The 13,907-nt window shown below is 54.0% G+C and carries 8 protein-coding genes and 1 pseudogene; all 9 read left to right on the forward strand.

Features of this window, described 5'->3' with window-relative positions; genetic code table 11:
• The first annotated feature begins 114 nt into the window (after positions 1–114).
• The 9 genes and pseudogenes from hrpB (at position 115) to IPN95_06705 (ending at position 13,459) form a co-directional block, all read left to right on the forward strand.
• The gene (gene hrpB / locus IPN95_06665) at positions 115–2,595 is read left to right on the forward strand and encodes an ATP-dependent helicase HrpB (protein ID MBK9449084.1); all 2,481 of its coding nucleotides are present in this window, start codon (positions 115–117) and stop codon (positions 2,593–2,595) included.
• A gap of 260 nt (positions 2,596–2,855) precedes the next feature.
• Positions 2,856–4,487: a T9SS type A sorting domain-containing protein gene (locus tag IPN95_06670; GenBank protein MBK9449085.1), complete on the forward strand. Its 1,632-nt coding sequence runs from the start codon at positions 2,856–2,858 to the stop codon at positions 4,485–4,487.
• 175 nt (positions 4,488–4,662) lie between these two features.
• A complete protein-coding gene (locus IPN95_06675) occupies positions 4,663–6,966 on the forward strand; it encodes a T9SS type A sorting domain-containing protein (GenBank protein ID MBK9449086.1) in 2,304 nt (767 codons plus the stop codon).
• A 505-nt stretch (positions 6,967–7,471) separates the two neighbouring features.
• Positions 7,472–9,194 (forward strand): annotated as a pseudogene (locus IPN95_06680) (HAD family hydrolase).
• A 620-nt stretch (positions 9,195–9,814) separates the two neighbouring features.
• A complete protein-coding gene (locus IPN95_06685) occupies positions 9,815–10,228 on the forward strand; it encodes a hypothetical protein (GenBank protein MBK9449087.1) in 414 nt (137 codons plus the stop codon).
• A gap of 99 nt (positions 10,229–10,327) precedes the next feature.
• Positions 10,328–10,600: a hypothetical protein gene (locus IPN95_06690; GenBank protein ID MBK9449088.1), complete on the forward strand. Its 273-nt coding sequence runs from the start codon at positions 10,328–10,330 to the stop codon at positions 10,598–10,600.
• A 554-nt stretch (positions 10,601–11,154) separates the two neighbouring features.
• Complete coding sequence (locus tag IPN95_06695) at positions 11,155–11,535, forward strand: hypothetical protein (protein MBK9449089.1); 381 nt, start codon at positions 11,155–11,157, stop codon at positions 11,533–11,535.
• A gap of 145 nt (positions 11,536–11,680) precedes the next feature.
• Positions 11,681–12,130, forward strand: coding sequence for a hypothetical protein (locus tag IPN95_06700; protein ID MBK9449090.1), 450 nt, complete (start codon positions 11,681–11,683; stop codon positions 12,128–12,130).
• A 1,002-nt stretch (positions 12,131–13,132) separates the two neighbouring features.
• Positions 13,133–13,459, forward strand: coding sequence for a hypothetical protein (locus IPN95_06705; GenBank protein ID MBK9449091.1), 327 nt, complete (start codon positions 13,133–13,135; stop codon positions 13,457–13,459).
• Positions 13,460–13,907: the final 448 nt, after the last annotated feature.

Here is a 13,907-nt window from a genome sequence, read left to right on the forward strand (position 1 = left end):
AATATGAGTTGTTTACGAAATGTTGTGCCCGTGTATCGACATGTAGAACCTTCAAAAATAAACCTGTTGTAAGCAAATCCTCAGTCAAATTCTCCCGAACTTCCCGCCCGTAAAATGTCCACGCTCCTCCCTATCCACGATGTGATTCCGGCCTTGAAGGAGGCCTTGTTGCGGTATCCGATCGTGATCTTGGAGGCGCCGCCGGGCGCGGGGAAGTCCACCGAATTGCCTTTGCATTTGCTCGATGCGCCTTGGTTGGTCGGGCAAAAGATGGTCATGCTGCAACCGCGTCGCTTGGCAGCGCGGGCGGTGGCTTCGCGGTTGGCGTTTCAGTTGGGCGAACAAGTCGGCGAAACTGCGGGGTACCGCGTGCGCTTCGACAGCAAAGTCGGCCCCAAAACACGCATCGAAGTCCTGACCGAAGGGCTGCTCACCCGCCTCATTCAGCAAGACAATGCCCTCGAAGGCATCGGTTTGGTCGTTTTTGATGAATTCCACGAACGCAGCCTCCATGCCGATCTTGCGCTTGTGCTCGCACGTCAGGTGCAGGAAGTGCTGCGCGACGACCTGCGCATCCTCGTGATGTCGGCCACCCTCGACACGGCTGCCCTTTCCAAGCTCCTCGGCAATGCCCCGGTCATCACAAGCAAGGGGCGGCAATATCCGATCACACAGCGGTACCTGCCTGCCGAACCCAATCAGCGGCTCGAAGCCCATGTCAGTCAAACCATTCGAAGGGTGTTGAAGGAAGAAACGGGGGACATTCTCGCCTTTTTGCCGGGCGCCGCCGAAATCACCCGCGTGGCCGAGGCATTGACCGAAAGCCTGCCTTCTGACATCACGGTGCATCCTTTATATGGTGACTTGCCGCTGCCGCAGCAGCAGGCCGCGATTGTGCCCGATCCGCAGGGGCGTCGCAAGGTGGTCTTGGCCACGACGATTGCGGAAACGAGCTTGACGATCGAAGGCATCCGCGTGGTGGTCGATGCCGGATTGGCGCGGGTGCCGCGGTTTGATCCACGTTCGGGATTGACGAAGCTGGAAACGGTGCAGGTGACCCGCGATGCGGCCGATCAGCGGGCAGGGCGGGCGGGACGTCTCGGTCCCGGAATTTGTTACCGCCTTTGGAGCGAGGCAAGCCATGCCTTTTTGCAGCCGCAGCGGATTCCCGAGATTTTGCAGGCCGACTTGGCGCCCTTGGCCTTGGAATTGCTGAATTGGGGCGTGACCGACATGCTGGGAATGGGTTGGCCCACGCCACCGCCCGCAGGCGCCCTGACGCAAGCCCTCGAATTGCTCACCCAACTCGAAGCCGTCGAAAACGGCAAAATCACCCCCCGCGGCAAAGCCTTGTTGCGCCTGCCCACGCATCCGCGGATTGCGCACATGCTCACGGAGGGCGAAAACCTGCGCCTTCCCGGGCTCGCTTGCGACATCGCCGCTTTGTTGGAGGAACGCGATCCCCTCCCACGCGAGGCGGGCGCGGACCTGCGCCTGCGCTTGGACGCCTTGCGCTTGCACCGTGAGCGCGAACGCGGGCCGGGCGACCCCAATACCCTTCGGAAACTGGAACAATTGAGCAGCGTTTGGCGGAAAATCCTGCGTTGCGAACCCAACCGCGGCCATGTCAGCGAATTTGAAGCCGGGCAACTCCTCGCGGCAGCCTATCCGGAACGCATCGCCAAACGACAAGGTGCTTCGCCGCCTTCGTTTAAGCTGAGCAATGGCCGCCGCGGCGGATTGTTGCAGCAAGATCCCCTCGCCGATGCCGAATGGCTCGCGATCGGCTTGATGGATGCCGGCGTGCAAGAAGGGCGCATTCATTTGGCGGCGCCGGTGCATCCCGAGGACGTCAAAGCGTGGATGCGCACGCAGCGGGTATTGTCTTGGGACCATCAGCAGGGCGTTTTGCTCGCGCAGGAGGAGCAGCGCATCGGCAGTTTGTTGGTCTCGGCGAAGCCTTTCAAAAACCTGGAAGCGGAGGAATGCCGCGTCGCGATTTTGAAGGCCATTCGTCAGGAGCCCGGATTGTTGCCTTGGACCGAAGCGATCACCGATTGGCAAGCCCGCGTGATGAGCCTGCGCGTCTGGCGTCCCGAGGAAAATTGGCCGGATGTGTCGCTTGAGGCCTTGTTGAATGGATTGGAGGAATGGCTGGGGCCTTATATTGGGCACATTCGCAGAAGGGACGACTTCAAACGGCTGGAACTGATGGGCCTTTTGTCGGGGCTGCTCGAATGGCCCAAGCCGCAGCAATTGGATCAATTGGCCCCGGCAAAGGTGGAAGTCCCGACGGGTTCGCAGATCAGACTCGAATATTTTCTGGATGGAAAAGCCCCGATTTTGGCCGTGCGCTTGCAGGAAATGTTCGGGCAAATGGACACACCGACCGTGAACCAAGGCCGGACGCCGGTTTTGATTCACCTGCTTTCTCCCGCCTACCGACCCTGCGCCGTGACCCAAGACCTGCGGAGCTTTTGGGCGAATGCCTATTCTGACGTTCGAAAGGATTTACGTGGCCGTTATCCCAAACATTCCTGGCCCGAGGATCCGTTTACCGCGGAGGCTGTGCGGGGGGTGAAACGGAAGGGGTGAGGTTGTGACGATTGTTACGCGATTAGATGGCCGAAAATGAATGCCTAATTCGAATGTGTAGCGGGATCGCTTGCTGATCATGGAATTATGCTGAAATTCCTACAGATTGCATTTTCAATCTTACATGGATTTTGATAACTTACTGACAGTTGGGTAAATTTGCATCCTGCTTGTCTGGGTGCCAAGCGGGTGGTGTTGGGACTATTGGTGGATTTTCTAACGGTCTGGGTAATGGATCTGAATCAAAGACTTTTTGGCTTTTGCTTGCTGTTGCTGTCAGTTTTTGTGCGGAAGACTGCAGGCGCAAATCGGGAATTCGGCAGCAGCACCGAAAACAATCCCCACGTGAGGCCGTCGAAGTGATTTCCACGGCGCGTCAAGGGGATGACTTGGAGCATCCACAGGCCTTATTGCCTCCCGGTAATGACAATTGTGCCTCGGCCGCTACCCTGACGGTCGGTGCTGCATGTGTAACGGGCACGACAAGTACGGCTTCCACCCAAGGGGGTGAATACCTTTGTATCAATCCCGGAGGGGGCATCACACCCGAAACCGTTTGGTACCGGTTTACTGCCACAAGCACATCGATGGTGCTGGGTGTCGTGCTCACCAACACCTCCAATTGCGCAACGGTTTTGGCTGTTTATGGCCCTTTTGCATCGGGTGGTGGTTGCCTTCCCGGGGCTGGCAATCAGCTTCTCTGTCAAAACATGGGCCTGATTGATCCGGGATTCCACCCCTTGTTGTCGGGATTGACCGTGGGGCAAGACTACCTCGTGCAGGTGCAAGGCAACAATTGTGGGGGTGGTAGTGACCGGTTTGCCAACTTCTGCATCAGCATCAATACGCCTTCTACCAATCAAAGCGCAGGTGGAGCGTCGATCATCAACAACTGTGGAACAGCCTTCACCGGTGGCACGACCGGCGGCCACTGGGCCAACGGAACCTCCATTGGTGCCAATAATTTGGACAACAACGTCGGGACAAGCATCACGGGTGCATCGGAAGTGGGCGATGACGTGACCTTTGTCGTCAACAACGTGTCTTGGTTTACCTTCTGCAACGGAAATGCATCTGCCTGCAATTGGAGCATCTTATTGAATGGGATCAGCAATTGCCTGTTGCCGAGCTTGAATGCCGGCGTGCAAGCGGCGGTATTCACGGGCACGCCCGCTGCCTTGACCAATGTGGCCATCAGTCCGAGCCGCGTTGCCCCGGGCGGTAGTTGGTCCTCCGGGACTTTTTCAGTAGGTGCAAACGCCTGCGCCTATATCATGGTCGACGGCTTTGCGGGCGACGAATGCAATTATAACCTCACATTGACCAATGTCTCTTGCCCTTGTGTCGTTGTCCCGATCGAATTGGCCTATCTCTCCGGCCGCAATATGCCCACGCAGATTCACTTGGAATGGATGATGGCGGCTGAAGACGGGGTAAACAATTTCTTGATTGAGCGCAGCATCGACGGAATACAATTTGATCTACTCACAGACAATATTGCACGTTCGCAGATGCCCAACCATCGGTATGTCGCGGTGGACCAAGCTCCGATGCCGGGCTGGAATTATTATCGTCTGAGTGCGGTCGATGCAAACGGAAATGTCTCGATGCTCAAAACAGCCGCCGTTTACCGGTATCAAGGCGCCGGATTGGATGTCTTGGTGGGCACCGATGGCGAGCAGGTAAATCTCAACATCAGTACCCCCACCGCAGGTGATGCCTTGATTGAATTGCTGGATATTCATGGCCGCAGTTTGAAAACACAAAATGCGCCCCTGCAAGTCGGAAACAATCAGATTTCGCTCAATTCGATCGGATTGGCCAAAGGAATGTACATCCTGAGGATTCACCAAGGTCAGCTATTGGTTTCTAGAAAGTTTGACCATCGTTGAGCCTCCTCCCTCGCGCGACATTTACCGGTTTTGAAAAGCAGCCCGTAGCTTGCTGTTTTTCTTGCAATTGTGCCCCAAATGGCCTACTTTGTGGGAATTCCAAGGGGTCCGGATAAAATGAAAGCCGCGTCGATCGTAGGTCTTCCCGAAGGAAGAGGGTTAGAAGCATAAAGCAATGAGAAGAAAAACTACACTTAAGACGATGGCCTTGTGGGCGGTCGCAGCATTGGGCGCGTTGGGTTTGCAGGCGCAGCCTTGCGCCACGCCAAGCAATGTCACAGCGACACCTTCGGTCTACTGTGCCGGTGCCACGGTCAATTTGACGGCCATTTCGACGGGCAACAACATTGATTGGTATGATCAGCCCTCGGGTGGCACATTGCTGGGCACAAGTGCGAGCGGTGCAAACTTTGCTGTCACGCCAGCCGGCACAACGACCTATTATGCGGAGGCGGTACAAGTACCAAGCGGTTCACAGAACTTCACGTACTCAGGAAATATCCAGAATTTCACCATTCCTGTGGGGGTGACGAGCATCGTGATCGATGCTCGCGGCGCACAAGGCGGCAATACCAATGGTGGTAACGGCGCACGCATGGTTGGCACATTTGCTGTGACGCCGGGCGAAGTCCTCGGAATTGTCGTGGGTCAACAAGGCATCGTCAACAACTGCGGCGGTGGCGGCGCAAGCGGCGGCGGCGGCGGCGGAACTTTTGTTTGGCGCCTGTCTGCGCCAGCGTTGCCGATGATCGCAGCAGGTGCAGGTGGCGGTGGCAATACCAACTGGACAGGCGGTTGCATCGATGGGATTGATGCGGTGACCACACAAGATGGTACCCAAGGCAGCGGCCCAACTTCCGCCATGGGCGGTACCGCGGGCCAAGGTGGCTTTGGAAACGCGCCTTCGGGAACGGGTTCGGGCGGTGCAGGCTGGTTGAGCGCAGGTCAGAATTCAACCTGGGGCTCTGGATGCACGGGTGGTCTTGGGCCATTTACTTTCACGGGTGGCAGCGGCGCAATGGCTTTTGGCCCGGGTGGCGAAGGCGGTTACGGCGGTGGCGGCGGTGCCGTCTGCGGATGTGGCGGCGGTGGCGGCTACAGTGGCGGCGGCGGCGGCGAAGGTTCCTCTTGCAGGGCCGGCGGCGGCGGTGGCGGATCCTACAACGCCGGCACTAGCCAATCCAACACGGCTGGCTTTCAATTGGGCAATGGTTTGGTGACGATCTCTTACGCAAGCATCGGTTGCAGCAATTCGCAAAGAGTACCCGTGACCGTAACCTTGGACAATATTGCGCCAGTCGCTGTTTGTCAATCGGTCACTGTTACCTTGGATTCGATGGGCAATGGCTCCACGAATGCAACCGCAGTCAACAATGGCAGCACCGACAACTGTACGGTCGCCTCGGTGACTTTGAATCCGACAACATTTACCTGCTCCAATGCCGGTGCCAATACGGTGATTTTGACAGTGACCGATGCCAATGGCAATTCAAGCACTTGCAGCACGACCGTCATGGTTGCTTCGCAGGATGTCGAAATGGCATTGTCTGCCGATACATCGGCTTGCGGATTTAATGTCTCATGCGCAGGTGGCAACGACGGCACTGCAACCGCAGTCGGCGTCGGCGGATGCCCCAATTATACCTTCCTCTGGAGCGATGGCCAAACCACTTCGACGGCGACCAATCTTGCTGCCGGCACTTATACCGTGACCATCACCGATGCGGGCGGCAGTTCTGATGTCGATACGATTACCTTGAATGCCCCGACGGCGATCGTGATCACGGGCACACCGACCACGACCTGCGTGGACGACTCTACCGGTGCCATTGACCTCAGCGTGAGCGGCGGCAGCGATTGCCAAGCGTATTCCTTCCTTTGGAGCAATGGTGCTACGAGCGAAGACTTGTCCAATATCGGCAGCGGAACCTACACGGTCACCGTGACCGATGCGGGCGGCTGCGCCTCGACTTCCGTCGTGACGGTGGCGGCTTATCCTGTACCCAATCCGACGATTACGCAGGCTGGCAATACGCTCACTTCCGGTCAAACTTGGGTCACCTATCAGTGGTTGCTCAATGGCAGCAACATCAGCGGCGCCACATCCAACAGCTACACCGCGACGCAGACAGGCAGTTATTCCTTGATGGTGACCGATACCAACGGATGTATGGCGGTTTCCAATGCCGTTACCATCACGATCGTGGGTGTGACCAATGCCATGGGCGAATGGATGGATTTGACCTTGTACCCCAACCCGAGCCACGGCACGTTCAGGTTGCAGACGGCAAGTCCGGTGAATTGCGGCATTGCTGTGACGATCCACGACATGGTCGGCAAGAATCTGTTTGAGCAGGCGTTGCCTGAGCTCAGCTACGAAGCGCAATTCGATGTCAGAAGGCTTGCCGCTGGAACTTATTTTGTAAATGTGCGCTCCGAATTGGGCCACTACAAGCAGTTCAAGCTGGTCGTCGAATAAAGATTTTGATTTGTTGAAAGCCGCTGCATGGGGGGGGCCTTTGCCAGTAGCAACTGATTTGTGCTTTTGATGGCCCGAAGGGCCCATAGCCGTGGCGAAGCCCAGTTGATCCATTGCGCAGCCCTGCGGGGGCGGCGGCGGACAAATCATCGGTGCGCCCCGACTCCGGGGCTATTGAAATTCAGGCCCTTCGGGCCAGGCGCAAATGGAAAACATGGGATGGTATTTACCGGTAAAGTCGCCGATAAGCATATTTTCGTTTAACAGATAGGGTTCTTGGTATCTTGAGCGGATCTTTCTCTGCAGTCTTATTCCTTCCGTTTGGCGAAGGACGTTGTCGCAAGGCTACATTCTGTTGGTAGCGAGAGAACGATTTTTGGCGTTGAAAAGCCCCATCCTCGGGGATCTCAAATTTTAATTCCGATTGTCGTTGGCATTCCTTCATTCGTTGCGTCAATTCCCTGTTTTGAGCTAATTTTGCCCTGCCTTTTTGCGGCGTTACATCATGCAGGAATTCAATCAACTCATTTCGAAGGCAGCCAAATTGCCCCTTGACACCTCCCGGAAGGTCATCAAAATCGCACTCCTAGGGGATTCAACCACGCAGTTTTTGAACAAAGCCATCAAGGCACAAGGGCGTTTGGCCGGATGGGAATTCGAAATCTGGGAGGCGGAATTCGGGCAAATCGAACGGCAGGTCTTTGATCCAGGTTCGGATTTGTATGCCTTCGAAGCGGATTTTGTCGTGATTGCCTTCACCGCCAAAAAGCAAATCGCCAAATTTTATGGCAGTTCGGCGGCAGCGCAGGCGCATTTTGCAGTAGAAAAGGCCGGTCATTTCGGGGATTTGGTGGAAACGCTGACCGCGCAGACGAAGGCCAAGATCCTGCTGTTCAACTTCGAAGAAATCGACGATCAGGTATTCGGTCAATTTGCCAGTAAACACCGCGGCGCTTGGCTCAATCAGGTTCGGCGCTTGAATGTAGCCTTGATGGACCTAGCCGAGGCCCACGGCAACGTCTTCCTCGTGGACATCGCGAGCCTGCACAACCGCCTCGGACGCGCGACCGCATTCGCGCCCAACATCTATGTGAGCACGGACCTCGTTCACAGCTTGGACTTCACCGCCACGATCGCCAAGTCCGTGACAGACGTCGTGTCGGCTATTCTCGGAAAATTCAAAAAATGCCTGATTCTCGACCTTGACAATACCACGTGGGGCGGCATCATCGGCGACGACGGCATTGAAAACATCGAGGTCGGCAACCTCGGCATTGGCAAGGTTTTCGTCGAATTGCAGCGTTGGGCAAAAGCCCTCAAGGAGCGCGGCATCATCCTCGCAGTTTGCAGCAAAAACAACGAATCCACCGCCAAGGAACCTTTTGAAAAGCATCCCGACATGGTCTTGCGCCTCGACGACATCGCAGTCTTCGTGGCCAATTGGGACAACAAGGCCGACAACATCCGCCACATCCAAGAGATTCTGAACATCGGCTTTGACAGTTTGGTCTTCTTGGACGACAACCCGGTCGAGCGGCAGATTGTCATGGAAAACTTGCCTGAGGTCACGGTTCCCGACCTGCCCGAGGATCCGGCGTTGTGGCTCGAATTCATCTACGGACTCAACCTGTTTGAAACCGCAAGCCATTCCGCGACCGATGCCGACCGCACGCGGCAATATCAGGAGGAAGCAAGCCGGCATTCGCTCAGCAAGAAATTCACCAATGTCGACGAGTTTCTCAAAAGCCTGGACATGAAGGCCTTTGTGCGTCCCTTCAGCGAATTTGACATTCCGCGGGTGGCGCAACTCAGCCAACGCAGCAACCAATTCAACCTGCGCACGGTGCGCTATACCGAGGAAGACATTCGCCGCATCGCGGCAGATCCCAACTACGTGACCTTTGCCTTCAACCTCGCCGACAAATTCGGGGACAATGGCCTGATCGCGGTGGTAATCCTGGAAAAGCGCCCGCACGACGAACTGTTCATCGAAACCTGGTTCATGAGCTGCCGCGTGCTCAAGCGCGGGATGGAGGCGTTTACGCTACACACGCTCGTGGAGGCTGCCCGGCACCGTGGCTATCAACGCTTTGATTGGCGAATATATCCCCACCGCCAAAAACGGCATGGTAGCAGGGCATTACCAAGGTTTGGGATTCGCGGAGCGGGAGGGGTTGTGGGTGTTGGAGGTTGACGATTTTGATGAGGCCGTTTTTTTGAGACGTTAGGGAAAATTCACCCTCGACTTGTGAGGATTCAGGTCGGGTTTTGGTGCAGTGCTTACCCAAAGGTTTCTTTCGGGGGGGGTGCGCGGTTTGTGGGCCTCCCCGTGATGCTTCCTAAGCCCAGGATTTGTTACCATCGAGGTCCCTGTTTTCTTTTCATTGCTCATGCGTTGTCTTTCTAAAGGTTAATGGCTCAGCTTTGAAGCCGAAATCTTACGCTTTCTTGTTCCCTGCGTTTTTAGGGCGAACGGTGACGTTTTTGTTTTGCTGCTGCGCTGCAGCAAGGCTCTAAGTATTTAGTCAGGCGGTGGTTATTGGGTCGCTTCCGATGTGCGGGGGTAGCCCTTGATACCACGTTTACAAATGCGGGGGAAGTCCATTTTCAGGGAGAGTGGTGCTCAAGGAATGGATGCTGAAGGTTTATGCGCTCCGGAATTTACAATTTTGGGATTCGCCTACGTTTTGGTGCGACAAAGTGGTTCCGCGGTACCGAACAGGCATTTCAAAAGACATCGGATTCTGAACTTGGAATGGAAAAATGGGAAGTCCAGCGACCACCAACGGCATGGAATGGACCTATACCCTGGGAGGGCGATGAATCGTCACTTATTATCTGGAACGCCGTGAAAAGGATATTCTTGCCCTGCTGCTCGTCCTTCTTTGCGGATGTCATTTGTCGGGCGCAAAGCATTCAGGATTTGGAGATTTTGCAATCGCGACAGCGCAATTCAATTGGCTTCAAAGGGTCATGGGTCTTGAATCAAGGGGTTCGATTTGCGCAAGAATTTTGTGCGGAAGTATTTGGTGCTTGCGAAGGAATTAGTCCCGGTTTGCCCGGCTATTCAAATTTTATCACCTCTGCGACGGGCGATACCGTGCTGATTTGGAACGAAACCACGGTATTGGACCCTTATTGCCACGTGCTCGACCTGCACAATGCTCCGGATGTGATTTATTTAGGCAAATTCCAGCCCAATGGGCCTTACTTCCTGGCCGGGACAATGGATATATGTATGCGACGAAGGATGCGCATCTGATCGGGGTTTACGATCTATCGCTCTTGGATCCGCAGAATGCCATCTTGGAAGCCGATATGGAAATGGGTTCGGTAAGCCTCGACGAAATTAACTTTATACATGTTGCTGCATTTCAAGACATTTGCCTACGTAGGCGGGAATGGAAATCCGATTTATGTGCTGATTATTGCGGACCCTATTCGTCCTCGGGTGTTGTCTGCGCTCAAGGTTCAGCTCAGCTATGGGTTGACTGTGTATGGTGGACATCTTTACAACAAGGGCAATGCGAGCATTGACATCATGTCCTTGAGTGACCCGGCGCACCCGCTTCCTGTGGCGCGCATCGATGACATTCATGCACGCGACATGGAGGCCTTTTGTGGAGCGGCCTAGTATTTCGATTTGGGACGCCTTCTTGTGCTCGTGCGGAAAATCAACGTCTTGGCGATTGCGGATCTTTGGTTGTTTGGGGTTTTTGGTGGCGCTTCCCTGGGCCGGATTTTTTGCTTACAATGTCTGTATTCTATGAGTGCCTTGGAGCTGATTGTGGTTTCGAAACAGAATTTAGTGGGAGGATTGGCATTGATTGTGCAAGCGATTGGTTGTGCGTTGGAACCCTTCTTGCGGAGTAAAGGTTTTATCTGCAGGGTAGGAAATTGTCTGCTTTTAGTCGCTGAAGGTTGAGCTTCTGGGATTTTTGTCTTGATCGCATCAATTTTTCTTCCCTTGTGGCACCAACCAAAAGCCTTGGATCAACATGCATGACAGAATGAAAACGAAGGTCATATTTTGGATGCTTTTGAGCATTTTAGGTAGTGCATCCGCACAAAGCACACTCTCAAACATGCCAATTACCTGTCTTTCAGGAAATTGCAAAGAGGGAAAGTCTAAATTGAGAATTTCTGCCAGAGGACCGGACCTATGAGGGTCTCGTCACGCAAGGTGTCTTGCAAGGCGAATGTAACATCTACGACAAGGCTGGATTGCTGATTTACACGGGCACGTTGAAAGACTTTCTCCCAGAAGGTGCGGGGAAGTCCTATGCCCAGAATGACCAAAAGGTCGTTATTAGTTGGAACCTTTGCAATGGACGTCTCCTCGAGGAGATATCTACACCAATGGTGAAATTCTTGCCGGAAGTTCCTTGGGCTGATCAATGGTTGGCAGTCTGCCTATTATCGCGGCAAGCCATGCTTTCTTCTGGAATTGGCTTGGCTGGGGAAGGTGTTGTGGCGGTGGAAGGTGGGGGGGGTTTGTCAGGCCTACATGTCAAGGGCGTACGTGATGGTTTGAGCGGGTGGGTAGAAAACAATTTGTGCACAGGTTGACCTTTCTGAAGGCGGGTACGAGGTGGCTCAGCGGGTGGCATCACGCGGGCCGGGAAAGTTGTGGCGATGGAGGGTCAAATAGCTCTGAAATTGAAAAAGTCTGATTTGCGATCGTTTCAGGCGTTCATTTTGAGGGTTGCTTCGTTTGACTGCCCGCACAGAGGCCCCATTCACACAGTTCAAATCGGGCTATTTTGAGCAAGCCTCCGGCAATTCTGCCCCGATTGAACAAGATCAAAAGGCGGGGATGTCCGAAGATATGATCATGCGCTGGAATGTTCGCCTTGGAGCGGCTCATCAAAATCGATCACAACCGCTAGTCATCAGGGCCAAAGAATTTTTGAACCAAATCAATGAGCGCCCCAAAAGCATCACGACAACATGTACAATCTGCGGCGGCAGGAGATCGAAAATGAAGTTTCAATTGTCGGAAGTGTGTGAACTATCAAAGAGTACAAGGGAATCGTTTAGACAAATTGTGGATCAAGTTTTTGCACTTCGGAAAGCAGCAACGGTTACGTTTCGCGTTGAGGAGATACAAGCTCGCGGTGGTGGCAGTGTTGGTCGCCGGAGGATCCAATCGTTTGGTAATTGATGACAACCTATTCAAATGAATAAACACGGTTATGTTTGTTTTGCTGGCTCGTTTGGTCTTGTGTGAACGGGAGTACAGTCACCAAAACTCTTGGCACTTGGGTCATTTGGAGGCAGCCGACACCGCTAAGTTTGGTGACAACCACCGAAAATTACCTCATTACGGTCTCCGGCAAATGCGGGAGATCGAAGTGACGAAAAGAAAAGGGGATTTGGCGAATCCGGGAGAAATGACAGATGCCAAGGGCTTTGGCGTCGGGGTGTCGGTGTCGTGGCTTGCGCCGTTTGAAACCGGGGGCGGAGGACCCCCGGGGGGGGGGTCTCGCTGGGTGGGGGGCAGCGGGCATCCCGGATCGTTGTTGGGTTGGGTCTTAATGGAGAAGTATTCAATTCTTGGGCTAGACTGGCATGCATTGCAGGAAATGGGGCAGGAAGCCTTTAGAAATGCGGTCTGGTCAATCTGGACGCAAGCGTTGTTCCGATAAGTCACCGTCCTTTTTTGTTGAAACAAATGTAGTTAAGGATTCAATTTGCTATGATGAAACGAAATAGTCTTATTCTTCTACTCGTGTGTATTCCGGCGCAGCAAGCAGGTGGGTCAGACTCCCTTTGATATCTACGTGACAACGGGGCCCGCCATTATTCACAACAAGTCCTACAAGCAGTTCTACAAGAGCTTCAATGAATTCAACGGCCCCCTAATGAAAAATCCTCTTAGTGGTTTTGGCATGAGCAATGCCCGACTTGGGGCGTTGCTGGCGGACAATGAAGCCTGACCTTAACGAAGGGACTGGATTTGACCTCGGTTTGGCACGCGAATCATGGCAAGGACAACAATCTATGATGTCCCAGGACGCGCGTATTTGACATCCGGCGGAATGTGGGTATGAGCGGGCCTTGGACCCAAAAGCGAAACAATGGCACTAACCTTTGGAAGCGGTTTGATGTGGGGCCATACCATTCTGCGCAGCTATTTCGGTACTGGCATGGCAAACGGTTTGGAATGGGATTTCGGCGGGATCTTTCTACCTTTCTGTACACCAAGTTTGTCTACCGTTTGAATCATTTCAAGTTGTTGGCTCGCTTGGGGTACAGCGTTGATATCTTTGCAGCATCCTCCTATCTCGAAGATACCAATTTCCCGCGCTATGGGACGGGCATCAGTATCAGACAGACTGCCGGTGTGGTGGGTTGGTATCGCTCAGACAACCAACAATATTCAGACTATGATGGTGGATGGGTCAGACCCGCCAACCTAAGCTTGCAATTCGGTATTTCCATTCCCATCGCAATTCTGAATGATCATGAACAAGTATCAATTTCTCGCTGATGGTCATCATGGCTGTTGGGTTGCAGCAAGGAAAAGTCATCTACCGTGAATTGGGCGGCGAATGGGAGATTACCAAAGCTGAAATCACCTATTCAATAACTGGAATGTAGATTCGGTTGCCGTTTTTGAGGATGTTGGAACGATCACCTTGTTTGAGGACAATGTTTCAGACCCATCCAACGACTACAGCCGGTGCATTTTTCAATCCACCTCTGGTTACGTCCCGTGGGGAATGTCATCTCAGATTCACCTATCGATACAGTCGCCCGAGTGCTATTGGGCTTCAGACCGCTATGACCGTGAGCGGATTACTTTTTGGAACAGCACCGGTATATTCAGTAGTACGCCGTGGCTAACGATCAGAATGCCCGCGGCGCAGAGGCAGTGGATTCATCGACGGCGTACGAAGTCCTCTACGTGAAGCTGAAAGATGCGTATCCGAACAAAT

It is taken from the genome of Bacteroidota bacterium (assembly GCA_016718825.1).
GTDB lineage: Bacteria > Bacteroidota > Bacteroidia > J057 > JADKCL01 > JADKCL01.

Bases quoted from the DNA above. Each gene is read 5' to 3' on its own strand.
- hrpB (MBK9449084.1), top strand. From the start codon at position 115: ATGTCCACGCTCCTCCCTATCCACGATGTGATTCCGGCCTTGAAGGAG.
- IPN95_06690 (MBK9449088.1), top strand. From the start codon at position 10,328: ATGTTGCTGCATTTCAAGACATTTGCCTACGTAGGCGGGAATGGAAAT.
- IPN95_06705 (MBK9449091.1), top strand. From the start codon at position 13,133: ATGGGATTTCGGCGGGATCTTTCTACCTTTCTGTACACCAAGTTTGTC.
- IPN95_06675 (MBK9449086.1), top strand. From the start codon at position 4,663: ATGAGAAGAAAAACTACACTTAAGACGATGGCCTTGTGGGCGGTCGCA.